The following is a 24,128-nucleotide window of genomic DNA, read 5'->3' on the forward strand; positions in this document are numbered from 1 at the left end:
CCGGTGTTCGCCAGCGACAGACCTTGTCAGGTGGCGGTCTGGCCGGCGGTGGCAACGGCGGAAATTCGGGGAATTCAACCGAATTATTGACGTACCGGAGGGCTGAATTTACCCGGATTCCGATTCTTCTGCGGTGGGAATAGGATCCCAGTGCAGAAAATACCGGTCCAGTAGTTTGCGCCGTGTGCGGGGGAATTTTCGATGAACGGCAGAAATTGGCGGGTTTATGTCGAAAATTCTTCGCCGGGGACGTTTTCGCTCCCGCACTCGGTGTGATGAGTGCGGGAGCGAATATGTCCGTGCAGCGCCCTATGCCGGGTTGGCTGACTTGAAAGTTACCCGGGACGTGCCCAGACCCTCGATGCTGGTCTCCAGAACGTCTCCGGCCTTGAGCCATGGGTGGCGGTTGTGCTCATTGCGGCGGGCCAAGGCAACGCCCGCAGGGGTGCCGGTGAGAATAACATCGCCGGGCTGAAGCTCATTCATGGTGGACAGGTAGGCAACCAGGTCTGCGGCGGAGAAGATCAGGTCATCGATGGTGCTGTCCTGGACGGTTTCGCCGTTGACGACGCTGGTGATCCGTGCGTCGGGCTTGAGCTCGTCCGCGGTGACCAGCCACGGGCCCAGCGGCGTGGTTTTGTCCCAGACCTTCCCCTGGAGCCATTCCGAGGTCCGGCCCTGGTAGCCGCGCAAGGAGACATCGCTGCTGACCGCGTATCCCGCAATGTGCTCCGCGGCCTGCTCGACGGAGATGCGGCGGCCGGACTTGCCGATGATGATCGCCAGCTCCGCCTCATAGTCCAAGCGGTGGTCTTCGGGCGGCACCTCGATATCGTCATTCGCGCCGCACAGGGTGGAAGCGAACTTGGCGAAGACAGACGGGTACTCTGGGAGCTCCTTGCCTACCTCCGCGGCGTGCGCCTTGTAATTGAGCCCGATGCAGTACACCTTGCTGGGGTTGGGGATGACCGGGGCATAGACGGCCTCGCCCTCGGCGATCGAATCACCGACCAGCGCTCTGGCCAGGACTTCCTGCCGGGTGGCATCGTTCAAGCGCAGGAAGCGCTGCACAGTATCCAGATTTTCCAGGTAGTACACCCGGTCGTCCTCGATGACTGCTGCGGTCGTATGGCCGGGGTCGCTGGCCAGGCGCAAGGTAGCTAGTTTCATGTACCTATCGAACTACATTTCACGCGACGGCGCACCCGAAAAACAGATATTCGAATCAAGATAGGTCTCATTGAATACAACCTAGTCAAATGCTGGATAGGAGAATCCCAACTAGTTTCGTCCGTGAAGCGTGGCTAAAATGGATAGAAACTGAGGCTAGCTCAGCTCTTGGTTGCATGACTTGATACGAAACTAAAGTGAAGTAGGTTTTAATGTGGGAGATTTTATTGGCGAGCGCTCTCGTCAAATACTGTTCGCCTCCTGGCAGCACTTCTCGCTTGTGGTGCAGTGCCTGATCCTGGCGACAATTATCGCCGTCTTGATCGCCGTCCTGGTGTATCGGAACAAAGCACTGGCTGGAATTGCCAACGGAGTCAGCGCCATTGGCCTGACGGTTCCGTCCTTTGCGCTCATCGGTCTGTTGATCGTGCCCTTCGGCTTCGGTGTGACGCCGGCCGTCATCGTGGTGACATTCTTCGCCGCACTGCCCATCCTGCGCAACGCCATCGTGGGCCTGAACAATATCGAGCCGACCATCGTCGAATCCGCGCGCGGGATCGGCATGAGCCGGCTGAAGACGCTCGTATCCGTTGAAATCCCCATCGCCTGGCCGGTCATCCTCACAGGCGTGCGTATCTCCGCCCAGATGGTGATGGGCGTTGCAGCAGTCGTTTCATACGCGCTGGGCCCCGGGCTCGGCGGATTCATCTTCTCCGGACTGTCGCGGCTTGGCGGCGCCAACGCGCTCGAGTCGGTGATCGTCGGCGTCGTCGGCGTTGTCATCCTGGCACTCATTCTTGACCTGATCCTGCTCGGCATCGGCCGACTGACTACCCCGCGAGGTATCCGTGTCTGATTCAAAAATTTCCTCATCGGCTGCATCGGAGAACACCGTCTCCGGGGCCTCAATCATGCTCCAAGAAGTCACCAAGACCTACCCTGGGCAGAAGAAGTCGGCCGTGGGAGGCCTGACCCTTGAGATCCCTGCCGGCTCCATCGTCATGTTCGTCGGCCCCTCGGGGTGCGGCAAGACCACGACCTTGAAGATGATCAATCGGCTGATCGAGCCGACCAGCGGGCAGATCGTCATCAACGGTGAAGACGTCACGACGATGAACGGCGACGAGCTGCGCCGCCGCATCGGCTACGTCATCCAGGCCGGCGGCCTGTTCCCGCACATGACCGTTGCGTCCAACATCGCCATGGTTCCCAAGATGCTCGGCTGGGACAAGGCCAAGATCAACGCCCGCGTGGATGAGCTGCTGGAACTGGTTTCGCTGGATCCAGAGCTGTACCGCGACCGCTTCCCCAAGGAGCTCTCTGGCGGGCAGCAGCAGCGTGTGGGCGTGGCCCGTGCGCTGGCCGCTGATCCTCCGGTGCTGCTCATGGACGAGCCCTTCGGCGCGGTCGACCCGATTACCCGCCAGCGTCTGCAGGACGAATTGCTGAACATCCAATCCGAGGTGCAGAAGACCATTGTCTGCGTGACCCACGACTTCGACGAAGCGGTGAAGCTGGGGGACTGGATCGCCATCTTCAACGAGGGCGCCCAGCTGGAGCAGTACGATTCGCCCGAACGCATCTTGGCCAATCCCGCCAGCGAATTCGTAGAGAACTTCATCGGCTCCGGTGCCGGGCTGAAACAGCTCACGCTGACCCGCGTGAACGAGGTGGATCTGGTCGACGCCATCACTACCACCCCGGGTAAGCGCGCGTCGGATGTGCTCTCGCAGTTGCAGGGCTCAGGCCGCAAGATCGCCGTGGTGCTCGACTCCAGGGGCCGTCCGCTGCGCCGCATGGACCGCCGCCAGCTTTCCCGTGCGGAGATCATCGAAGGCACCTACGACCCCGATCTGCCGGTGGTCGGCGAGCAGGCCACGCTGAATGACGCCCTGGACACCATGCTGGTGGCCAGCGCCGAATACGCGCTGGTTACCGGACGCCGCGACGTCTTCACCGGCATTATCACCGTGCAGACGGTGATGGAGGCGATCGCCGCCGCGAACTCCTCCATGGACGATCACCACGAGGCCCCCGTGGGGCTTAACTCGGGGGCCATCAATGTGGTGGATATCGAGTCCGAACCCGCGGAGTCTGGTGGTGAGCCGGCATGAGCAAAGAGACCAAGGGGCTGATTTATCAGCTGGTGGCGATTGCCGCGGCATTCGCGGCGCTGGTTATCTGGCTGGTGACCGCGGATCTGACCGACACCGAACGCCAGACCCTGGATCCGGGAACCATCTGGAAGTATACGCAGGAGCACCTGCAGATCACGCTGGTCTCCGCGGTGATCGTGCTGCTCATCGCCATTCCTCTGGGCATCTTGCTGACCCGTCCGTCCCTGCGCAAGGCGGCTCCGGCCGTCCGCGCGGTCGCGAACTTCGGCCAGGCCGCGCCGGCTATCGGCGTGATTGTGCTGTTGGCGTTCTGGCTGGGATTCGGCCCGAAGACGGCAGTGGTCTCGCTGGTGATCTATGCGATCCTGCCGGTGCTGTCCAACACCATCGTGGGCCTGCAGCAGGTCGATGAGCGTCTGGTGGAAGCCGGACGCGGCATCGGCATGAGCCAGATGGCAGTGCTGTTCAAGGTCGAGTTGCCGCTGGCCGTGCCCGTGATGCTGTCCGGAATCCGCACCGCCCTGGTGCTGCTGGTCGGCACCGCAACGTTGGCGACGTTCATCAACGGCGGCGGCTTGGGCATCCTGATCACCACCGGCGTGAACCTGAACCTGAATGTCGTGCTGATTGCCGGCTCGTTGATGGTGGCGCTGCTGGCGCTGACCGTCGACTGGATAGGCCGACTGGTTGAACAGCTGGCACGACCGAAGGGACTTTCGTGAAACGAACATCGAAACTCATTGCATTGTCCTTTGCGGCGCTGATCGGGCTGACCGGTTGCGGGCTCAGCCCGTCCACCGGCACAGTGCCGGCATCGGCTCCGGGAAGCATCCAACCCCTCCCGGACCTGCCGGAGACTGCCAAGGCCACCGTCACCTCGAAGTCCTTCACTGAGCAGTTGCTGCTGGGCAAGATCACCGTCATCGCCCTGGAAACCGCGGGGTTCGACGTCACGGACCTGACCAACGTGCCGGGATCGCAGCCGGCCCGCCAGCTGCTGCTGTCCGGAGATGCCAGCGCGTTATGGGAATACACCGGTACCGCATGGCTGACCTACCTGGGCCACGAAGAACCGGTTACGGGTGAACAGGCACAGTGGCAGGCGGTGCATGACGAGGACGTCTCCAACAACATCGTGTGGGGCGAACCGGCGCCGCTGAACAACACCTACGCGCTGGCCATGAACCGGAAGAACGCGGACCGCCTGGGCGTCACCAAGTTGTCGCAGCTCAAGGAGCTGGACAAGGAGGAGCTGACGTTCTGTGTTGATCCGGAGTTCAACTCCCGTCGCGATGGCTTGACCCCGATGCTCGAGCACTACGGCATCGACCGCGGCAAGGGCGTTTCGGAAGACAACATCGGCCTGTATGACGTCGGTGCGATTTACCAGGCCACGGCCGATGGGGCCTGCAATTTCGGCGAGGTCTTCACCACCGACGGCCGTATCAAGGCGCTGGACCTGACCGTGCTGGAAGACGACTTGGACTACTTCCCAAGCTACAACGCCGCCCCGGCGTTCAATGGTGAGTTCATCCGCGAATTCCCGCAGGCGATGGACGTCATGGAGCAGATTGCTCCGCTGCTGACCGACGAAGCCCTGATGGACATGAACTACCAGGTCGACGTCGTCGGGCGAGAGCCCTCGGACGTCGCCTTTGAATGGATGGTCGACCAGGGGCTGGTGACCACGCCGTAGGGTCGGACCGCAAACAACGCACAGGAGGTGTGTTCCGGGAACAATACGTTCCCGGAACACACCTCCTGTGCATTAAGCCTCGATGATGTTCGAGGCGGCTGCATTGTGGATATCAGACTTGGTCTCGGGTTCCAAGTTCTCCATCAACCTCGTCTGCGGTTTCGGTGGCCGCGGCGGTGGTAGTGGACTCCTCCTGCCAAATTTCTTCAAGGTCGGCAGCGAGGTCAGCTTCTTGTTCCGCGAAAGCGGATTCCTGATTCTCGGTACTCATGAGGCCAGTCTATCCGTGATTCTCGCTGTGGCGACCCGGATGGTGAAGAAAAAATTTGAAGATAAAAATACTAGTCAAAAACCTTTTTTAGGATTGGGTGTCGAAGTTTGGCAATTTTTCATCCGCAAATGGTTGACGGTTCAACTTGATTGGTGCAATACTGATATCAACGAAACAAATTGAAGCATCAACTAATACTGTCGATGCTGAAGAGAGGACATGACCATGACTGCTGCAGTAACTTCGCCATTGACCGCTGGTACCTGGAACCTGGACGCTTCGCACTCCGAGGTGGGCTTCTCGGTTCGCCACGCCGGCATCTCCAAGGTCCGCGGCAGCTTCACTGAATTCGATGCAACCCTGACCACCGGCGAGAGCCTGGCGGATTCCTCGGTTGAGGCAACCATTCAGATCGCTTCGGTCTCCACCAAGGACGCCAACCGCGACGGCCACCTGAAGAGCGCCGACTTCTTCGACGCCGAGCAGTTCCCGACCATGACCTTCAAGTCGACCGGCGTCAAGGGCGATGCGGACGAGTTCGTGCTCGTCGGCGACCTGACCATCCGCGGGATCACCAAGCAGGTCGAGCTGGAAACCGAGCTGGGCGGCCAGGCTGTGGATGCCTTCGGCGCCACCCGCGTAGGTTTCTTCGCCTCGACCACCATCTCCCGCAAGGAGTTCGGCATCACTTGGAATGCCGCGCTGGAAGCCGGCGGCGTGCTGGTCAGCGACAAGGTCAAGATCGAGATCGACGCCTCGTTCGTCCTGCCAACCGCAGAATAGATTTCCCGACAACCGCCTTGGGGAAGGCGGGCAGAGGGCCGATACCGGCACAACCTCCGAACCGTACTGAATACGGGTCGGAGGTTTTGTCGTTAATGCCGCTGCGCTCGCTGGGTTGGATCAATATCCAAGAGTGGCGGCGGGAATCGCAATGACGGCGATGATGACGAACACGAAATACAAGAAAAGCAGTGCTCCCAGGATGGTGCCGATCCATCCGGTGACCTTGCCGACGGTGGCCGAGGTGTTGAACTCGCGCTCGGCCTTGTTGCCCTTCACGATGGCGATCGGACCCAAGACCAGCCCCACGACAAACATGGAAAGAATGCCCAGGATCATGGAGGTCTGGGCCAGCTGCGCACCTTCCGGGGGTGCCATGGGATATCCGTAGCCCGGTTGGTTGCCGTACTGCTGCTGGCCGCCGAACTGCTGCTGGTTCTGGCCCTGGTATTGCGGAGCCTGGTACTGCGGCGGCTGGTAGGCAGAATTCGGCTGCGACGAATTCTGGTTGCCACCCGTGGAATAAGGGTTGTTGGGTTCGTTATTTGGCGTGGTCATCTGGCCGCGGCCTTTCCTCAAAGCGTTTGATAAGTCTATTGAACCAAGAAATTCTGCCGGCGCACCGTACTGACTCGGGGAACGATGGAACGACCCGGAAAACTTCATCACGCATAGCTAAGCGGGATTCGCCGTCCTCCATCGAGCATGCGCCAGTGTGGCGACGACGGCCAGCACAATGCCCAGCCAGAATCCGTAGCCGAAAATCTGTGCGTAGTCGGCGTTGGCCGCAAGGCCGGCCGTCAGGTAGGTCAGCGTGGAGGCGCCGAAGAACAGGGAGAAGACAAACAGCGAGACGGTTGTCGCCCTGGCCTCGGGCGCGATGTCGGTGGCCCAGCCCTGCATTGACGAATGCATGATGGCATTGGCCGCGCCGAGGAAGAACGCGGTGAACGTGAAGGACGCGGGGGAGGGGGAGAACGCCGAGGGGGCGAAGCTCAGGAACAGCACCGCCCCGCCAATGCCGATCAGCCAGGTGCGTGAGAAGCGCGCAACCAGGCGCCGCATCAGCCGGGCGCCGAGGATTACTCCCAGTGCGAAGCCGCAGCCGAGTACGCCGGACAGCCCGACGCCGACCCCGGACTGCTGCAGGGCCGGAACGATGTAGGTCAGCAACCCCATCAACAGCGCGCCTTCAACGAAAACGATTGCATACAGCATCAAGTTGGCTGGCCGCACCGCGGCGCGCAGCTTCATGGCGGCATGCCCGCGGGCCGGCTCTCGCACCCCGCGCAGCGAGACGAGGGCTGCTACTGCGCCCAGGGCGGGAAGGATGAAGACCACCCGCCAATCGAGATAGGCCGCGAGCAGCCCTGCGGCCAAGGTCGCCAGCGTGGTGCCCAGCGATGAGTAGATCTGCAGGTCGGACAGGCCGCGGGCGCGATCGATCCCTTTGCGTGTATCGCCGAGCAGGGTCAGCAGCGTGGGGTACATGGCGCCGAACATCAGCCCGGTGAAGGATCGGGCCAGAAGCAGCGGCAGGTAGTCGGTGAACAGCACGCTGGCCACCGAGCCGAGCATGGCGCCAACCAGCGAGCAGCGCAGCACCATGAGCCTGCCGAACTTGTCGCTGACCAGCCCCCAGAAGGGCTGGCCCACCGCGTAGAGCAAGGCGTAGGCGGCAATCAGCTCAACGGCCTGGGTGAAGGAGAGCGAGGTTCCGGCCGAGAGCATGAGCAGCATCGGGGCGGTGCCGTAGCGGTCGAAGAAGGACAGGAACCCGATGAATCGCAGGGCGGCATCCGGAAGTCCGCGCGGGGCTGCGCCCTGTGTGTCCGCTTCGCCCACGTGAGTGTCCTCCGTTGTCCTGTGCCCGGTGCCGGGAAATGCTCCCCGTCCATCAAAACAGAAAGCCGCCGGGCATAAAAAATTCGCAGCCGGTTCCCTGGAGGTTAGGAGGGGGAACCGGCTGCGATGGTTCTCGGTGCCCGGGCTACAGGCCGCGGACCAGCAGCACGTCCAGCACGCGCGGGCCGTGCACGCCTTCGACGCGCTCGAGCTCGATGTCGCTGGTGGCCGAAGGGCCGGAAATCCAGGTCAGCGGTCGGGTGACGGTTAAGCGCGGCATGGCCTCGGGCAGCAGCTGCACGATCGTGGATACCGGAACGATGCACACGTGGTGATCGGGAACCAGCGAGATGGCGCGGCGGCCCTGGTCCGGCTCGCCGTCCAGGATGATGGTCCCGGATTCGGCGATGGACACCGCCGAGGAGGTCACCACGGCGCTGGTCTCATCCAGCTCGGCAACGCTCAGCCGGGCGCCGGGGGCGTCGATGCGGCGGACGATGCCCTTCGGCAGCGATGACAGCCACCCGGTGTCCAACCCGTGTGGGTAGACCACGGAGGATGCCTGGCCCAGCTTGGCGGCCACGAACTCCGGGATCTGCACGGCGTCGACGACCTCCACTCCGGCCTTGTAGTCGACCAAGCGGTCGACGAGCATCTCGATGAGCTGCTCCTCGGTCATGTCCGAGCTGGTGCGGTATTCGCGCGGGACTTCTTCGGCGGCAGGGGCGTCGGCCAGGGCCGAACGGATGCGTCCGAGGATTTCTTCTTTGGCGCTCACTTGGATTCCTTCTCGTCGCTCCACCAGTCGCGGAAGGACTTGTTCGGCGGGGCCGGGATGTCGCGGGACTGGGTCCAGCCGGCGGCGATGCCCGGAAGCTTCTTGATCTTCTTGCTCTTGCCTGCGGCCAGGCGGCCCAGCGGCAGCGCCTTTTCCAGCAGGCCGAGGTTCTTGCCCTTGCCCAGCGCCCAGGAACCGCCCTTCATGAGCAGGTCCATCTGGGTCGGGATCTTGTGCTTGCCGCGGTTGGCGTCCACGTCGTCCCCGCGCAGGTGCACCAGGATTTCGGGGATGTTGATCTTGACCGGGCAGGCCTCGTAGCAGGCGCCGCACAGCGAGGAGGCGTACGGCAGCGAGCCGTTGTCCTCGGCCTCGATGCCGGTCATCAGCGGCGAGAGGATCGCACCAATCGGGCCCGGGTAGGTCGAGCCGTAGGCGTGGCCGCCGGTGCGCTCGTAGACCGGGCAGACGTTCATGCAGGCCGAGCAGCGGATGCAGTTCAGCGCGGAGCGACCGAACTTGTCGGCCAGCACGCGCGAACGCCCGTTGTCCAGCAGCACGATGTGCACATTCTGCGGTCCGTCGTCTTCGCTCACGCCGGTCCACAGCGAGGTGTACGGGTTCATCCGCTCGCCGGTGGAGGAGCGCGGCAGCAGCTGCATGAACACCTCGATGTCCTCCCACTTCGGGAGGACCTTCTCGATGCCCATGACGGTGATCAGGGTTTCGGGAAGGGTCAGGCACATGCGGCCGTTGCCCTCGGACTCCACGACACCCAGGGTGCCGGTGTCAGCCAGCGCGAAGTTCGCTCCGGAAATGGCGACCTTGGCGGCCAGGAACTTCTTGCGCAGGTGCTTGCGGGCCGCCTCGGCCAGCTTGGCAGGCTCGTCGGTCAGGTTCGGATCCACGACCGGCATTTCCTTCAGGAAGATGTCGCGCACCTCGGTGCGGTTCTTGTGGATGGCCGGGACCAGGATGTGGCTTGGCTTGTCGTGGCCCAGCTGGACGATCAGCTCGGCCAAGTCGGTTTCGAAGGCTTCGATGCCCTGGGTTTCCAGGTGCTCGTTCAAGCCGATTTCCTGGGTCGCCATGGACTTGACCTTGACGACCTCGGTGGAGCCGGTTTCCTTGACGAGGTCGGTGACGATCTTGTTCGCCTCCTGCGCGTCGCGGGCCCAGTGGACGACGCCGCCGCGGGCGGTGAAGTTCTTCTCGAACTCCAGTAGGCGCTCTTCGAGGTTGATCATCGAGGAGTTCTTGATGGCGCTGCCGGCGTCGCGCAGCTGCTCCCAGTCGGGCAGTTCGCCGACCACGCGCAGGCGTTTGTCGCGGATCGTGTGCGTTGCATGGCGCAGGTTCTTGCGCATCTGGGTGTTGCCCAGTTCGCGGTGCGCGGCCTGGGGGAATGGCTCCTGCTCGAACAGGTTGCCCTGTCCCGGGGCCGGCATGCCGAGGAATACCTGGCTCACAGTTTTACCGTCTCTTCCATGGTGCTGGCCAGGATGTCGGCCAGGTGCAGGGTCTTGGGCTTGGCTCCGGTGCGGGACAGGCCACCGCCGATGTGCATCAGGCAGGAGGCGTCGCCGCCCGAGCAGGCCGAAGCGCCGGTGGAACAGATGTTCTTCACCTTGTCCTCGAGCATGGCGGAGGAAACGTCGGCGTTCTTGATGGAGAAGGTGCCGCCGAAGCCGCAGCACTGGTCGGCTTCCGGCAGCTCGTTCACGGTGATGCCGCCGACGGTCTTGAGCAGGTCGAGCTGGCGGTCGCCGAGCTGCAGCGAGCGCATGCCGTGGCAGGACGGGTGGTAGGTGATGGTTTCGGGGAAGTAGCTGCCCAGCTGCTTCGCGGCATCGGTGATTCCCAGGACGTCGACCAGCAGCTGCGACAGTTCGTAGGTGCGCTGGCCCACCGCTACTGCGCGTTCCTTCAGCTCCGGCTTGCCCAAGCGCTCGGCGAGGTAGGGGTGCTGGTGCTTGACCGAAGCGACGCAGGAGCCCGACGGCGCGACTGCAACGTCGTAGTCGTCCGTGTCGAAGGCGTTGATATGGTTTTCAACCACTGGCAGGGCTTCGGGCATGTATCCGGAGTTCATGTGCATTTGCCCACAGCAGGCCTGGGCCTTGGGGAAAATGACCTCATGGCCCAAGCGTTCCAGAATTTTCACTGTGGACTTGGCTGTTTCGGGGTACATGGCATCGACGATGCATGTGGCAAAGAGAGCGATCCGCATACTAAATAACTCTTTCGAAGTGTGGTCTGACCATACTATGCGCGAACCTTCTCGATAGTCAAGACTTGTTGTGATGGCTCTCACCTCGTACACTTAGTGGTCGGACCACGTATGGTCAGACCATCACAAGTAAGGACGCCCACACCGTGTTTACCCCAACAACGGACCCCATAGCTGGCAGTGTTGCCATCTCTGCGCTGGTCGCGCTCGTTCCGCTGCTCACCTTTTTCATCCTCCTTGCCGTCATTAAGACCAAGGCCCACGTGGCCGGTCTCGGCTCCTTGGCAGTTGCGATCCTCGTCGCCATCTTCGGCTGGAACATGCCGGTGGGCATGGCGCTGAATTCAGGCGTCATGGGCATGGTGTTCGGCGCCTTCCCGATTGTCTGGATCGTCGTCATGGCGATCTTCCTCTACCAGGTCACCGTGGTCTCCGGCCGCTTCGAGGACCTGCGCCGCGTCTTCGACGTGATCGGCGGCGGCGATGTCCGCATCCAGGCCGTGCTGATCGCCTTCTGCTTCGGCGGACTGCTCGAAGCGCTGGCCGGTTTCGGCGCACCGGTGGCCATCACCGCGACCATGCTGCTGGCCCTGGGCCTGTCCCCGCTACGCGCCGCCTGCGCCGTGCTGATCGCCAACACCGCCCCGGTCGCCTTCGGCGCCGTGGCCATCCCGATCACCACCGCCGGTGCGCTGACCGGTATCCCGTCGGCTGAGATCGGCGCCGTGGTGGGCCACCAGTCGCCAATCCTGGCGCTCTTCGTGCCATCCATCCTGGTCCTGGTCATCGACGGCTGGCGCGGCATGCGCCAGACCCTGCCGGCTACCTTGTCCATCGGCTTCTCCTTCGCCGTGGCCCAGTGGCTGTGCGCCACCTACTTCTCCTACGAGCTGACCGACATCGTCGCCTCGCTGGTCGGCCTGGCCGCCGCTGTGATCCTGCTTCGCTTCTGGACCCCGAAGGGCGCCGACGAGGCCCGCGGCCGCATCCTGACCGCCGAAGCCGCCGCACTGCCGATCGAGCACGGCAAGAAGCTGAACCCTTCCAACACCTGGATGGCGCTGTTCCCCTACCTGCTGGTCATCCTGATCTTCGGCGTGGCCAAGCTCTGGAAGCTGGGTGTGGACATTCCCGCATGGCTTGCCGGCACCGACATCAAGTTCGGCTGGCCGGGACTGCACGGCGCTGTGGTCGACGCCAACGGCGAGGCAGTGTCCTCCACCATCTACAACTTCTCCTGGCTGTCCTCCCCGGGCACCCTGCTGCTGATCACCGGCACCATCGTGGCGCTGGTCTATTCGATGAACGACGGCGGCGGCAAGTACAAGATGACCTTCGCCCGCGGCATGGCCGAGGTCTGGCACACCGTCTACAACATGCGCTACGCCGCACTGACCATCCTGTCGGTGCTGGGCTTGGCCTACGTGATGAACCTGTCCGGCCAGACCATCACCGTGGGCACCTGGCTTGCCGGCACCGGCGCGTTCTTCGCCTTCCTGTCGCCGATCCTCGGCTGGATCGGCACCGCAGTGACCGGTTCGGATACCTCGGCCAACGCGCTGTTCGCCAAGCTGCAGCAGACCGCCGGCATGAACGCCGGCATCGATCCGACCCTGCTGGTTGCCGCCAATACTTCCGGCGGCGTGGTCGGCAAGCTGATTTCCCCGCAGAACCTTGCCATCGCCGCCACCGCGGTGAAGATGGAGGGCCAGGAATCGGTCATCCTGAAGAAGGTCGCCGGGTGGTCCGTGGGCATGCTGCTGGTGCTGTGCGTGCTGGTTTACCTGCAGTCCACCCCGGTGTTGTCCTGGATGCTGCCGTAGCCTGAATCCGGGCTAAAATTGGGTCTTGATGTCAGTAAATCCAGCTCCACGTGCTTACCAGGTAGTTCTCACCGCAATTGAGAACGACCTGCGGTCAGGAGTTCTCACGCTGGGAGACCAGCTCCCTGGCGAGAGGGCCTTGGCCGAAAAGCACGGAATCTCCCGCGCTTCGGTGCGTGACGCGATCCGCATCCTCGACGTGATGGGGATCGTGCGCACATCCACCGGTTCGGGTCCGAACTCCGGTGCGGTGATCATCTCCGAGCCCTCAGCCGGAATCTCCCAGGCACTGCGCTTGCATGTGGCGGCCAAGGGGATCAATGTCCGTGAGATCGTGGAATCGCGAATCCTGCTGGAAACCTGGGCCGCGCAGATGCAGCCGCGCGATACCGTGTACGCGCAGCAGGTTCTGGACCGCACCGCGGTGCTGATCATGCGCATGGACGACCCGCAGCTCTCGCGCGACGAGTTCCACCGCATCGACGCGGAGTTCCACGTGCTGCTGGCCTCCACGGCCGGCAATGCGGTGGTCGAGTCCATGATGGAGTCGCTGCGCAACTCGATCAGCGACTACGTGGCCGCTTCGATCCCGGATGACGAGTCCTGGCAGCCGATCGTGCGGACGCTGCGTCGCCAGCACAAGGCGATCCACCACGCGTTCGCCACGGACCAGCGCGAGCGCGCGGCCCAGCTGCTCGAGGAGCACATCACCTGGTTCTACTCGCAGACCCACTAGCAATTCCAACGCCGAGAGCCTCGATCCATGCTGGATCGAGGCTCTCGGTTTTGTTTTGCCCAGTGAATTGCACGGAAATCCATAAATGATTTGACCGTCAGTGGCCTTCGCGTATGACGCTCGTCGATGGGCGCATGAATCCATTCATGCAGCCCAAGGATACTGAGATCAACGCTATTGGGACTTCCTCGATCTCTTGTTTTCAAGAATGGACTGCACCCAGTCTTCGGGCATCAGTGTTTCGGGATGGGCAACAACAGCATAGGGCGTTTCACAATTGCGGCAGACCCATTCGGCCCCGGGGCCTATGGGCAGTACGCATCCCATAATGACGAAATTGTCATCGTCGAAAATTGCCGGATCTCCCCACAACGCACGGCGGGGATTGCCTTCACCGCATTCAGGACACCGTGGAGCCGCAGAAAGCACTTTTTGAAGCCGCTTCTTTGTCGGTCCATGCACCAAAGCATGGCAATCTTGGCACAGCAGTCCAGTCTCATCAACGTGATCCTGTATGTCCCATTTTCTCAAGCCGTCGTGCGGATGGAAGAAATGCACGGACGTCTCGGAACCAACGTCGCGGCCGCATCCATCACATAACGGAACATCTTCGTAGTCCCGCTGGAGCATGGCAAGCGCATGAACCGCGTCGTTGGAGTGCGGATCTGAACCATTTAAGCACTGGCCTGCGCTGATGACCAGCTGCTGCGGTTCCTTGACGAGCTTGTGCAGGGACTTCAAGACGCGCTTGCCGGTCGAGAGACTCAAGGCCTTAGAAGAACGTGGGAGCCCGGAATCAATCATCGATTCAAGGTCGTAGAGACAGATCGGATCGGATAAGACCCCGAGCGGCTCGACGTACACTTTTTCTTCGGTGACACTCGTGACGGTCTCCATGGCCGCTACCAACGGGGGAGTAGTTCCCAGCACGGTGAGCAGGAGCGAGCCTTCGGGCACGTCTTCTCCCAGATTCCATTCTCTGGTGCTGACATCTCCCTTGGCCAGAGAGATCGCTGCCTCAACTGCCGCATCGGCGCCTTCCCAGCAGTAGTACATGCCCTGTCCCGGAGCCATGGACTTTGGAAGGTAAACCTCCTTGCGGGAATAGCGCCCGACTGGTGCCGGCATATCTGACAAGTCTCCACTACCCTCTTCTGGCACTATGAATCCCTCTTGCTCCTGGATCAAGCTGATGAGCTGTTGCCGAGACATTGCCCGCATCCTCGAATCCGTAAAACCGGGAAAATGCTTGGTGAAAATCTCCATCAGCGATTCACGATCGAGCTCGCTGTATTCCGGATGGAATTCAAGCTGATACCGCTCTGGCATGTACATAGGTCCTCCGGTAGGTCGTGTTGCGTGGGTGTTTCTAGGCGATGTGCCGTTGGGCCATGGATTCCATCTGCTCGATCACGAGTTTGATGGCGGTAGGCTGCTTGTCCGGCGGATAGCCGTTGAGGATCAGTAGTCGCTTCACCGAGGAGCGGAGCTTGGCTCGGACATCTTCTCGGACTGTCCAGTCGGTGCGGACGTCCCTGCGCATGATCTTCACCAATTGGCGGGCAATTTCTGCCAGCATGTCCGGACCTTGCTCGTGGACGGCGGCCTCGTTGAGAGCCACCGCGTCGTAGAAGGCCATTTCGTCTTGATCCATGGGCGGATTGAACTTCTTGCCTCGGTTGGATTCCTCGGCAACTTCCTTGGCCAGCTCTACCAGCTCGGCGATGACCTCGGCGGAGGTGAGCTGCTGGTTCGTATACTTGTTCATCAGCTCGGTGATGCGCTCCGAGAATGCCCGTTGGCGAATCGTATTGTTCCGTGTGGACTTTGCCACCTCGGAAGCGACCAATTTGCGCAGCGCTTCGATGGCCAGCTGCGGGTTGCGGGCCTTTTGTGTCTTGGCGATGAACTCCGGGGTGAGGTCATTGAGCGATGGCTTGGGCATGCCGGCGGCTTCGTAGATGTCCAAGACCTGGCCGGTGGAATCCGTAGCCGTGGCAATGAGCTGGGCGAGCTGGCGCTGGACGTCCTCGGGAACCGGCAAGCCTCTTGCTTGGCGGTCCTGCGCATCGAACTTGCCCATCCAGACACGGATTTCCTCGTAAACCTGGATCTCCGGCCGCAGCTCTTCGAGTTTTCCGGAGCCACTGCACAGGGCCCATGCGCGGGCCAGCTGACCGGCCGTGGCACGATACTGGACTGCCAGGGGAAGGACTCCGTCCTCTGCGCCGGCATTGCCTTCCGTCTCCGGGCTTCGCAGGTAGTTCACCGCACCCGTCACGGCGTTGAGGAATGCCTTGGGACCGGGCTTTCCCAGCACCGATCGCCAATTATATCCGGCCAAGAGGGTGCGCACCTGTTCGACGAGCTCACGGGCCAAGGCTGCCGCTTCGTCGATGTTTTTTCCGACCGGCTTGTTCTTCTGGTCATCTGCCGTGTATTCGGCCAGGGCCTTGGCGAGGTTCTCTGCCAGTGGAGCGTAGGCGACCAAAAGTCCGTCGGTCTTGCCGCGGAAGGTGCGGTTCACGCGTGCCAGAGTTTGCATGAGCAGCGCGCCCTTGAGCGGACGGTCAAGATACAGGGTGTGCAGCGGCGGAGCGTCGAATCCAGTGAGCATCATGTCCTTGACTATCACTAGTTCCAGCTCATCGGCGGGATCCTTGAGGCGTTCCTTGATCACGTTGTTTTCCGAGTCGCGACGCACGTGATCCGAGATCGGCGGGGCGTCCGAAGCGCTGCCCGAATACACGACCTTGATCTTGCCAGTGGACAGCTCCTCCGAGTGCCAGTCCGGACGCAACTTGGTAATTGCGGAATAGAGATTGGCACAGATCTCACGTGTGGCCCCGACAATCATGGCCTTGCCATAGGTTGGAATGCCTTCGGTATCTGCGATAAACGGGGCCACGGTGTCGCGGCGTTTCTCCCAGTGGGTGATCAGATCCTGGGCGAGCTCCGCCAAACGCTCCGGGGCGCCATAGACGGCGTTGACTACTGCCACCGATTGCTCGATGCGGGCACGCTCGGTGTCATCCAGACCTACCGTGGCTTCATCTGCGGCATTGTCCAAGTCATCCGGGGTCATGCCGTCCGCAAACTGAACCTTGATCAGGCGGGGCTCGAAGTACACAGGAACGGTAGCGCCGTCCTCGACTGCACGAGACAGGTCGTAGACGTCGATGTAGTCACCGAAGACATCGCGGGTATTTCGGTCCTCGAAGGAAATCGGAGTACCGGTAAAGGCGATGAGAGTTGCGTTGGGCAGGGCATCGCGCAAGTGCCGCGCGTAACCGTCCAGATCGTCATAGTGGCTTCGGTGGGCCTCATCCACGATGACAATGATGTTCTTCCGGTCCGAGAGCAGCGGGTGCTCCAGGCCTGCGTCCTTCTCATCCTTGGTGCGGCCAAACTTCTGCAAGGTGGTGAAGTATATTCCGCCGGTGACCCTGCCTGAGAGTTCTTCGCGCAGTTCAGCACGGCGGCGGATCTGCTTGGGTGTATCAGGTAGCAACAGCGAACGGGCAAAACCCGAGTACAGTTGGCCGTCCAGTTCATTGCGGTCGGTGATCACCACGACAGTGGGATTCTTCAGCGCGGGATGGCGCATGACGCGGTTGGTGTAGAGCTCCATTTCCATGGACTTGCCCGAACCCTGGGTGTGCCAGACAACGCCGGCCTTGCCGTTGGTGCGCACGGCGTCAATGGTCGAACCGACCGCCTTGGTGACGGCGAAATACTGGTGCGGCTTGGCGATGCGTTTGAGCAGGCCTTCCGCCCCGGCATCAAATGCCGTAAACGACTGCAGCAGCTGAAGGAATCGGGTCGGGTTATACAGCCCGGCAATTGCCGTCTCAATCGGCAGTACCGCATCGCCCTCAATGACTTGGCCGGCGGGGACGGGAACACCGTCATCATCAACGTTCCACGGGGAGAAGTGGTTCAGCGGGGTGAACGGGGTGCCGTATTTGGCATCCAGACCGTCGGAAGCAAAGGTGAAGACACAGAAACGGAACGCCATCGGGAATTCGCGCAAGTAGGTCTGAAGCTGGGCATGCGCGGCGGCGACATCCGCGCTCTTGGATCCGGCCCGTTTCAGTTCCATGATGCTCACCGGCATGCCGTTGCAGTACAGGACAATATCAAAGCGGCGATTGTAGTCGCCTTGAACCAGAGTGACCTGGCTGACCGCGAGCCAGTCATTGTCCGTCTCCTCGGTGCCAAGCAGCCGCAACGTGGGATTCTGCTCGGTGCCATCCGGATCCAGAAAAGTCAGGCGATAGCCCTCCACGAACATCTTGTGCATGCGGTGGTTTTCCGTAATGGCATCCTGGGATGCCGGGGCTACAATCTCTGCATAGGCCTGCTGCAGGTACTGTTCCGGGATGCCGGGATTCAGCCTGCGCAGCGCGGCGAGCAAGCGCGGACGGATCAGCAGCTCATCCCAGGAATCGCGTTCACCGGTGCCGGGCGCGATGTCCTGGCCGTGGGCGGGCTTCCAGCCGTCGCCGAGCCACTCTAGGACGAGTCCCTCTAGGTCTGCTTCGGAGAAGCTGGTGTTCATGGTCATGGAGCTAGATCCTTTTCTCGAAGCGAAGAGTCATAGGTTTTGTGGTTCTCACCAGGAATGGTCGTCTTTGTTCAGTTCAGCATCTGCAAGTTCTGCTTCCAGCTCGACGATGCTCGGCAGGCTGCGGGAAACATCTTCTGGAAGCGAGTCTTTCAGCTCGGTGGCCCATTCGGCCACGCTGATAGGCGAACTGAAACCGCGCAGTGCATACTCGGCCACGACCGAGTTCTTGGTCTTGCACAGCAACAGGCCAATCGTGGGTTCATCCCCGGGTTGGGCAAACAAGTCATCCACAGCGCTCATGTACATGCCCAGCTGTCCGAGGTGGCCGGGTTCGAACTTCGTCGCTTTCAGCTCGACGACAACGAAACGGCGAAGGATGAAGTTGTAGAAGATCAGATCCGGGAAGAATTCGTCTCCGGTCACATCCAATCTTAGTTGCCGGCCAACGAACGCGAATCCTCGTCCGAGCTCCAGAAGGAACCTTTCGACCTGGTGCATCAGTTGGTCTTCAAGTTCCCGTTCATTGTGGGACTCGGTCATCTCCAGGAAATCGAAGACATAGGGGTCCTTCGCGGCATTATGGACAAAGGCCGAAGTCGGGGAAGGCAGCGTTGCCTCGAAATCGGAGACTGCCTGACCGGAGCGCTCGTGCAGGCGGGTCTCGATCTGGCGCACGAGGTGGTTGCGGGACCACCCTTCCGAAAGCGCCATTGCCGCGAACCAATTGCGTGTGGATTCGTCGTCAAGTTTCTCCAATAAGGCGATGTGGAGGTACCACGGCAATTGTGCAAGCGGCGCTTGCACAATTGCCGTGGCTGACCGGGTAGCGGCGAAGGAGCGCATATATTTCAGGTTTCGAGGCGAGAAGCCCTTGATTCCTGGAAAGCGCTCGCGAAGGTCGGTGGAGAGCCGGTCCATGACCTTGGAGCCCCAGCCCTGCTCCGACTGGCGATCGAGGATGTCGTGCCCAACGTGCCAGTAGGTGACGACCAACTCCTGATTGACAGCCTGCTGTGCATGCCGCTGTCCTTGCGCTACATGATTACTAAACGAGTCAAGGAGCGTCGGGTACCAAGAGGAAAGGCCAGCAATAGTCGGTGTATTGGAAATCCGCACAACATCATTGGAAATAAGCGCATCATTTTTCGAATTCATGCCACTGACCTTTCCCTTGTGAAAATACCACTAACTAGAATTTATCCGGTTACAGTGACGAAATGGCTCCCAGTTACACCACAGAACCAACTAGCGTCTCGGCGTCCTTGAGTTGGAGTTTGCCCGACATGAGTTGGGGGAGGAGTGCGTCGCGAGTTGCTGCGAGTGCTCGATTCTCTGCTGCCAAAGCAACACGAGACCTATACAGATCTTCCGTGGTACTTTCGAAGTAATTGATAGCTTCTATATCTGGGATCAGAACATTGTTTTCTTCCAAGTCCTTTTTATTGAGATGGATTACTGTAGTTCCTGTTTTGTAATTCTCAATAGTGGCGAGAGGGCGCTTAAGCGACTCACGAACAAAAGCTGACTTCCCAAGTTTGCTGGTGACTCGACAAACGCGTTGATTAAGTAGACCCGGCTCGCCGAGCCAGCTTGTCGCCCGGAACTCGGCGTCCATTCCAACCACGACATCGCCGGCGTGCACAAGTGTCTCTTTCGACCGAGACTCGGTGGTCCATACTTGCGAGGTAAACGTCTTGAGATCTCGAATTCTGATTAGAGGGCGCCCAGTTCCCGGTTCTGCAAATTTGTCCCCTTTGAAGGCTTCGCCGAACTGCACGTCGAAGACCTCAAGGAATGGCTTCACTTTCGAAACGGATCCCTGAATCGCTGCTTCGAATTGTAGATGAATGTAGGTATCTATATTGTTTGCAAACTTGGTGTTGAATGCGATCTTGTCGTCAAGCGCACCGAGTACATCCGCGATGGCTCGCTGCTTTGTGATCGTTGGCATAAAGATTTTTGCAGTATTCAGGTCTCTCACTGGCAACTGCGGCTGGGCACTTCCGGAGACTAAAGATTCTACCTGTGCGCCGAAAAATTCTGATCGCAGGAAATAATAAAGATAGCGTGCATCGAGGAAGCGACTGTCTGCTCTGACTAAGAGCATCCCTGAATTTATTCGGATGTTGTCGTACGGTACGGTTTCATCATAAAGTGCACAATTACCAACAGTACCTCGAGTCGTCAAGACTATGTCGCCACGCTTTAGTTTGCCGGCACGAAGGATAGAATCCTTGGCGCCTGATATGAACGACGTCTCTTCGAAGAGAAACCCAGACTTCGTCACATTGCGAGCGCTGAGGAACAAACAGTCCCCGTTTGTAGTGAAGTCAGTACCATTCGGGTAGTGTTTTCCCCGGTCTCCATCGATGAGTTGGAGTGGTGCATCGGCAATCAATAACTTTTGGCAGTTACGGATCATGAAACCCTCCCAAGTTGCTTGCGCGCAATCCCTGTTAACCGCTCTGATTCCTCGAACTGCTCAAACAGTTCTTTCTTGAGCCGTGCGATCTTCTCCTCGATCGGTTCGCCGTCGTCTTCGACTTCTGGTGTACCCACATAACGGCCTGGGGTGAGCGCGTAGTCGGCATCTCTGATTTCCATCAGGGTAGCGGAGTAGCAAAAGCCTGCTTTGTCGGCGTACTCCTTGCTTTCGGCCGATGAAGTACCACGCCACGCATGGAAGGTGTCAGCAATCTTGGCAATGTCTTCATCGCTCAGTGCGCGTTCGGCACGGTCAATCATGTGGCCGAGGTTGCGGGCATCGATAAAGAGAACCTGACCGGTACGGTCAGTAGCACCTTGGGAGCCAGTAGTCTTGTCCTTGGCAAAGAACCACGTGCACACGGGGATTCCGGTGGAACGGAAGAGCTGGGTCGGCAGCGCGACCATGCAGGAAACCAGATCCGCCTCCACTAACTGGGCGCGGATGTCACCTTCTCCACCGGAGTTCGAGGACATGGAGCCGTTGGCCATGACCACACCAGCTGTGCCACCTGGAGCCAGCTTGGAAATGATGTGCTGGATCCACGCATAGTTGGCGTTGTTTGCCGGTGGAACGCCGAAGCGCCAGCGCGGATCGGACTCATTGCGCGCCCAGTCCTTGATGTTGAACGGTGGGTTAGCCATGATGTAGTCGGCCTGCATGTCCGGGTGCTGGTCGCGGGCGAAGGTGTCTCCCCAGCGCGGAGCCAGGTTCGCATTGAGCCCGTGGATAGCCAGGTTCATCTTGGCCATACGCCAGGTGCGCTCGTTCAGCTCCTGACCGTAGACGGAGATCGCAGTGCGGTCTGCGTTGTGAGCGTCCAAGAATTTTTCGGTCTGCACGAACATGCCGCCCGAGCCACAGGCAGGGTCGTAGACGCGTCCGCTGGTCGGTTCGAGTACCTCCACAAGCACGCGGACTACACCAGCCGGGGTGTAGAACTCTCCGCCGCGCTTGCCCTCAGCCCGCGCGAACTTCTCCAGGAAGTATTCGTAGACTTCGCCAAGAAGATCTCGTGCGCGTCCCGAACCTTGGCCGGTGAATCGGGCAGTATTGAACAGGTCGATCAATTCACCCAAGCGGCGCTGGTCTACCGAATCGCGGTTGAAGATTCTTGGCAGGGTACCTGCAAGGGTGGCGTTGGCACCCATGATTGCGTCCATTGAGGCATCGATGAGTTCGCCAATGTTCTTCGGTGCTGCACCATCGATTGCGGGAAGGCCCTTGGCGTTTTCTGCCAGGTAGTTCCAGCGGGCATTCTCCGGAACCCAGAAGACGCCGCGTCCGGTGTACTCATCGACATCGTCAATGAGCATGGCAATCTGGTCTTCGCTCATGCCGTCTTCTGCCAGCTCGGCGGCCAGCTGGTCGCGGCGCTCGGCGAAGGCATCGGAAACGTACTTCAGGAAGACCAGTCCAAGGATCACGTCCTTGTACTGCGAGGCATCCATGGAACCACGCAGCTTGTCTGCCGCTCTCCAGAGCGTGTCTTTGAGTTCCTTCATGGTGCTTGGCGCAGCTTCAGCCGCCGCCTTTTTTGTTCGTGCCACTAGGGCCGTCCTTCCGTACAGATACTTGGATTAATTATCTCAGCTTCACCGGACAATAAGGTGCTGATCAGCTGTTCTGAGATGATGTCTAGTTGGCCAATGCGCTGGGCTGCGGCAAGGCGTTCTTCTTCAATTATTCGCAGCGAGCTTTCCAGGGGAGCAACCATGTCCTGAGGAAGTCTGCGGATATCCCACCGCCGCCAATTCGAATGCTGTGCGTCGTTGATGTCCTTCACCAATACCTCGGCCATGATTCCAGAACTCTCTTGGGAATCGATTCTGAGAATCCTTACCGGGTAATTCACCGCGTGCGATCCTTGATGATCCACCACTGCGGTGGGCTTGCCATGAGCAGTGAAGACGACATCGCCGGCTTTTGTGAGGACCGCTTGGTCATATGCCTGGGCTAGATCGAAGTAGGATACGACGCTCGTGGGCAGCCCCTCCCTCAGATCCGCAGCGTTCCATACCTTGATGCCTTCGCTTGGTACGGAATCCAACGCTTGGCTCGTGAAGCGCGTCCCTGAAATGAGTCGGATAGTGCCTTGGCTGACCAAGTCTCCCAGCGGAGTTGCTCCTTTCCGATGGTCCCTGGATGGTAGCTCATCGATATTTCGTGGTCGAAGCTCGATTTTCAGTTCTGGCCTGTCCTTGGCCGACGAATTCAGGTGATCAAGCGCCAGCTCCAGCTGCACCTGCCGCTTGGCCAGAGATGAAGAATCCACGGCAGCCGACGCGTTCGTATTCCTTTTGCCGGGAATCAGGCTTCCCGTAGAGGCAACGACGACGCTGGCACGCGCCCATTGGGCAAACCTGAACGCATGGGATCGCAAAGCATCATCACCGATGAGGCTTGCACCGATGTCCGTGGCGAAGTCGTCAATGACTTGCTCATCCAGTTCAAGGTCGCTGAGGTTCGACAGCATGATCCGACGTTCCGCCAGCGGGAGGCCCTTGGCCTCCGGCCCGATGACCCACAATGCCATGGCAGTCCGTGGTTTGTAGAGCAGATGGCCTTGGGGGAGCCGCGCAGCCGCTCGAACCCGCCCCATACGCAGGATTGAGCCACGGATGCTGGCTGACTTCTTGGAAGGCATGGCATCGATCAATACGTCTGCGGGCGCAATGACGACGGCCCCTTGCGCTGGACCAAGTTCCAGAACCAAGTCATCGATTTCATGCAAGATCGTTTCTGGATCAGTCGTTGGCATCCCAGGCGAAGGGAACTGTGCCACATGGACTACCTGCTGGTTACCGGGACGAGTTTTGACCAGGCTCAGGGACTCGTTCGCGGAAGCAAGCATCTTGAGCCGGCGCAAGGCCATGCGGACTTCTGGGCTTGGGCTTCCGGTAACTGCCGGTTGCTGGATAACTGCCGCGGCAGATTCATCCAGTGATCGTGCCAGTTCGTGAATCAGGTCGCTGCCGGCGTGGGTAGCTTCATGGAAATACATTTCAACGCCCGATAATTCAAGAGCGCAACGGGCTACCAACTGGCGTGCCTGAGCTGAAATGGCGGTGCGGCTTATTGCGGTCTCAGTGGCGCGAAATCGATCGGACACCAGTGATTGAAGGGCCGGCAGCGCCCCGTATGAAGCATCGACAAGCTTGTCGACATATGCCGCCAGGAACTCCAAATGGTCCGATGCTGCTTCAAGTTCCGAATAGAGGAACTCATCATCCGGATCAATCCCATCTGCCGCGTCAAGCAGGTCTTCGGAGCCCAAGCCCTTGAACGGCCGATCCCAGAGCTGTCTGAGAACAAGCAGCGCGCTGACCGAATGAAAATTGTCGCGTGCAATGTTTGAAAACGCCGCGGCGTCTGCATCAAACTCCGGATTGTTGCCCCGTCCGGTGGCCTTAAACCAGGAAACGATTTCTGCCGCATCAAAAAAATCTTGGGAACCAACGGTCCGCGCCGGTTCGGGAAATGGGGTTTCGGTCCCACGGCTGCGAGAGCGCCATACGGTGACCACCGGTCGTTGCACCTGGGCGAGGCGCGCAATGTCTGACAGCGACAGCAATTCCTGCACCTGCATAGAGACCTCCTCGGGAACGGGCGAACGATGTGACT

General features: G+C 60.3%; 20 protein-coding genes. 8 read left to right on the forward strand and 12 right to left on the reverse strand.

Annotated features, from left to right (window positions below):
• Window positions 1–309 precede the first annotated feature (309 nt).
• A complete protein-coding gene (locus tag IEY43_RS03915) occupies window positions 310–1,170 on the reverse strand; it encodes a fumarylacetoacetate hydrolase family protein (RefSeq protein WP_188947297.1) in 861 nt (286 codons plus the stop codon).
• A gap of 214 nt (window positions 1,171–1,384) precedes the next feature.
• On the opposite strand from IEY43_RS03915, the gene IEY43_RS03920 reads away from it, so the two are divergent.
• The 6 genes from IEY43_RS03920 to IEY43_RS03945 all read left to right on the forward strand — a co-directional run bounded on the left by IEY43_RS03920 (window position 1,385) and on the right by IEY43_RS03945 (window position 6,037).
• The gene (locus tag IEY43_RS03920; protein WP_188947298.1) at window positions 1,385–2,026 is read left to right on the forward strand and encodes an ABC transporter permease; all 642 of its coding nucleotides are present in this window, start codon (window positions 1,385–1,387) and stop codon (window positions 2,024–2,026) included.
• Entirely contained in the window at window positions 2,019–3,284 is a 1,266-nt protein-coding gene (locus IEY43_RS03925) for an ABC transporter ATP-binding protein (protein ID WP_188947299.1), read from the forward strand. Before IEY43_RS03920 ends, IEY43_RS03925 begins: the two co-directional genes overlap by 8 nt.
• Window positions 3,281–4,009, forward strand: a complete 729-nt coding sequence (locus IEY43_RS03930) for an ABC transporter permease (RefSeq protein ID WP_188947300.1) — start codon at window positions 3,281–3,283, stop codon at window positions 4,007–4,009. The genes IEY43_RS03925 and IEY43_RS03930 overlap by 4 nt, the downstream gene beginning before the upstream one ends.
• A complete protein-coding gene (locus IEY43_RS03935; RefSeq protein WP_229777258.1) occupies window positions 4,006–4,983 on the forward strand; it encodes a glycine betaine ABC transporter substrate-binding protein in 978 nt (325 codons plus the stop codon). The genes IEY43_RS03930 and IEY43_RS03935 overlap by 4 nt, the downstream gene beginning before the upstream one ends.
• A gap of 82 nt (window positions 4,984–5,065) precedes the next feature.
• The gene (locus tag IEY43_RS03940; protein ID WP_188947301.1) at window positions 5,066–5,437 is read left to right on the forward strand and encodes a hypothetical protein; all 372 of its coding nucleotides are present in this window, start codon (window positions 5,066–5,068) and stop codon (window positions 5,435–5,437) included.
• A gap of 42 nt (window positions 5,438–5,479) precedes the next feature.
• On the forward strand, window positions 5,480–6,037 hold the full coding sequence (locus IEY43_RS03945) for a YceI family protein (protein WP_229777259.1): 558 nt from the start codon (window positions 5,480–5,482) through the stop codon (window positions 6,035–6,037).
• 120 nt (window positions 6,038–6,157) lie between these two features.
• On the opposite strand, the gene IEY43_RS03950 is transcribed toward IEY43_RS03945, so the two are convergent.
• The 5 genes from IEY43_RS03950 to IEY43_RS03970 all read right to left on the reverse strand — a co-directional run bounded on the left by IEY43_RS03950 (window position 6,158) and on the right by IEY43_RS03970 (window position 10,890).
• Window positions 6,158–6,595: a DUF4190 domain-containing protein gene (locus IEY43_RS03950; RefSeq protein WP_188947303.1), complete on the reverse strand. Its 438-nt coding sequence runs from the start codon at window positions 6,593–6,595 to the stop codon at window positions 6,158–6,160.
• 117 nt (window positions 6,596–6,712) lie between these two features.
• Window positions 6,713–7,882: an MFS transporter gene (locus tag IEY43_RS03955; protein WP_229777260.1), complete on the reverse strand. Its 1,170-nt coding sequence runs from the start codon at window positions 7,880–7,882 to the stop codon at window positions 6,713–6,715.
• A 145-nt stretch (window positions 7,883–8,027) separates the two neighbouring features.
• A complete protein-coding gene (locus IEY43_RS03960; RefSeq protein ID WP_188947304.1) occupies window positions 8,028–8,660 on the reverse strand; it encodes a LutC/YkgG family protein in 633 nt (210 codons plus the stop codon).
• Window positions 8,657–10,108, reverse strand: a complete 1,452-nt coding sequence (locus IEY43_RS03965; RefSeq protein ID WP_229777273.1) for a LutB/LldF family L-lactate oxidation iron-sulfur protein — start codon at window positions 10,106–10,108, stop codon at window positions 8,657–8,659. The genes IEY43_RS03960 and IEY43_RS03965 overlap by 4 nt, the downstream gene beginning before the upstream one ends.
• 17 nt (window positions 10,109–10,125) lie before the next feature.
• Entirely contained in the window at window positions 10,126–10,890 is a 765-nt protein-coding gene (locus IEY43_RS03970) for a (Fe-S)-binding protein (protein WP_188947306.1), read from the reverse strand.
• Between the two features lie 146 nt (window positions 10,891–11,036).
• Between IEY43_RS03970 and IEY43_RS03975 the strand changes: the two genes are divergently transcribed.
• Window positions 11,037–12,713, forward strand: a complete 1,677-nt coding sequence (locus IEY43_RS03975) for an L-lactate permease (RefSeq protein WP_188947307.1) — start codon at window positions 11,037–11,039, stop codon at window positions 12,711–12,713.
• Between the two features lie 28 nt (window positions 12,714–12,741).
• Window positions 12,742–13,449, forward strand: a complete 708-nt coding sequence (locus IEY43_RS03980) for a FadR/GntR family transcriptional regulator (RefSeq protein WP_188947308.1) — start codon at window positions 12,742–12,744, stop codon at window positions 13,447–13,449.
• Window positions 13,450–13,623: 174 nt separating this feature from the next.
• On the opposite strand, the gene IEY43_RS03985 is transcribed toward IEY43_RS03980, so the two are convergent.
• The 6 genes from IEY43_RS03985 to IEY43_RS04010 form a co-directional block, all read right to left on the reverse strand.
• A complete protein-coding gene (locus IEY43_RS03985; protein WP_188947309.1) occupies window positions 13,624–14,778 on the reverse strand; it encodes a hypothetical protein in 1,155 nt (384 codons plus the stop codon).
• Window positions 14,779–14,818: 40 nt separating this feature from the next.
• Complete coding sequence (locus tag IEY43_RS03990) at window positions 14,819–18,016, reverse strand: type I restriction endonuclease subunit R (RefSeq protein WP_188947310.1); 3,198 nt, start codon at window positions 18,014–18,016, stop codon at window positions 14,819–14,821.
• Between the two features lie 48 nt (window positions 18,017–18,064).
• Window positions 18,065–19,174 (reverse strand): PDDEXK nuclease domain-containing protein, encoded by a 1,110-nt coding sequence (locus tag IEY43_RS03995; protein ID WP_188947311.1) that lies wholly within the window; start codon window positions 19,172–19,174, stop codon window positions 18,065–18,067.
• A gap of 73 nt (window positions 19,175–19,247) precedes the next feature.
• Complete coding sequence (locus tag IEY43_RS04000) at window positions 19,248–20,441, reverse strand: restriction endonuclease subunit S (protein ID WP_188947312.1); 1,194 nt, start codon at window positions 20,439–20,441, stop codon at window positions 19,248–19,250.
• Window positions 20,438–22,009 (reverse strand): class I SAM-dependent DNA methyltransferase, encoded by a 1,572-nt coding sequence (locus tag IEY43_RS04005; protein ID WP_188947385.1) that lies wholly within the window; start codon window positions 22,007–22,009, stop codon window positions 20,438–20,440. Before IEY43_RS04005 ends, IEY43_RS04000 begins: the two co-directional genes overlap by 4 nt.
• Window positions 22,010–22,053: 44 nt before the next feature.
• Window positions 22,054–24,093: a hypothetical protein gene (locus tag IEY43_RS04010; protein WP_188947313.1), complete on the reverse strand. Its 2,040-nt coding sequence runs from the start codon at window positions 24,091–24,093 to the stop codon at window positions 22,054–22,056.
• Window positions 24,094–24,128 lie beyond the last annotated feature (35 nt).

This window comes from Glutamicibacter protophormiae (genome assembly GCF_014647495.1).
In the GTDB taxonomy this organism is placed as follows: domain Bacteria; phylum Actinomycetota; class Actinomycetes; order Actinomycetales; family Micrococcaceae; genus Glutamicibacter; species Glutamicibacter protophormiae.

Bases quoted from the DNA above. Each gene is read 5' to 3' on its own strand.
- IEY43_RS03915 (WP_188947297.1), bottom strand. From the start codon at position 1,170: ATGAAACTAGCTACCTTGCGCCTGGCCAGCGACCCCGGCCATACGACC.
- IEY43_RS03930 (WP_188947300.1), top strand. From the start codon at position 3,281: ATGAGCAAAGAGACCAAGGGGCTGATTTATCAGCTGGTGGCGATTGCC.
- IEY43_RS03940 (WP_188947301.1), top strand. From the start codon at position 5,066: ATGATGTTCGAGGCGGCTGCATTGTGGATATCAGACTTGGTCTCGGGT.
- IEY43_RS03945 (WP_229777259.1), top strand. From the start codon at position 5,480: ATGACTGCTGCAGTAACTTCGCCATTGACCGCTGGTACCTGGAACCTG.
- IEY43_RS03950 (WP_188947303.1), bottom strand. From the start codon at position 6,595: ATGACCACGCCAAATAACGAACCCAACAACCCTTATTCCACGGGTGGC.
- IEY43_RS03965 (WP_229777273.1), bottom strand. From the start codon at position 10,108: ATGCCGGCCCCGGGACAGGGCAACCTGTTCGAGCAGGAGCCATTCCCC.
- IEY43_RS03970 (WP_188947306.1), bottom strand. From the start codon at position 10,890: ATGCGGATCGCTCTCTTTGCCACATGCATCGTCGATGCCATGTACCCC.
- IEY43_RS03980 (WP_188947308.1), top strand. From the start codon at position 12,742: ATGTCAGTAAATCCAGCTCCACGTGCTTACCAGGTAGTTCTCACCGCA.
- IEY43_RS03985 (WP_188947309.1), bottom strand. From the start codon at position 14,778: ATGCCAGAGCGGTATCAGCTTGAATTCCATCCGGAATACAGCGAGCTC.
- IEY43_RS03990 (WP_188947310.1), bottom strand. From the start codon at position 18,016: ATGACCATGAACACCAGCTTCTCCGAAGCAGACCTAGAGGGACTCGTC.
- IEY43_RS03995 (WP_188947311.1), bottom strand. From the start codon at position 19,174: ATGAATTCGAAAAATGATGCGCTTATTTCCAATGATGTTGTGCGGATT.
- IEY43_RS04000 (WP_188947312.1), bottom strand. From the start codon at position 20,441: ATGATCCGTAACTGCCAAAAGTTATTGATTGCCGATGCACCACTCCAA.
- IEY43_RS04005 (WP_188947385.1), bottom strand. From the start codon at position 22,009: ATGAAGGAACTCAAAGACACGCTCTGGAGAGCGGCAGACAAGCTGCGT.
- IEY43_RS04010 (WP_188947313.1), bottom strand. From the start codon at position 24,093: ATGCAGGTGCAGGAATTGCTGTCGCTGTCAGACATTGCGCGCCTCGCC.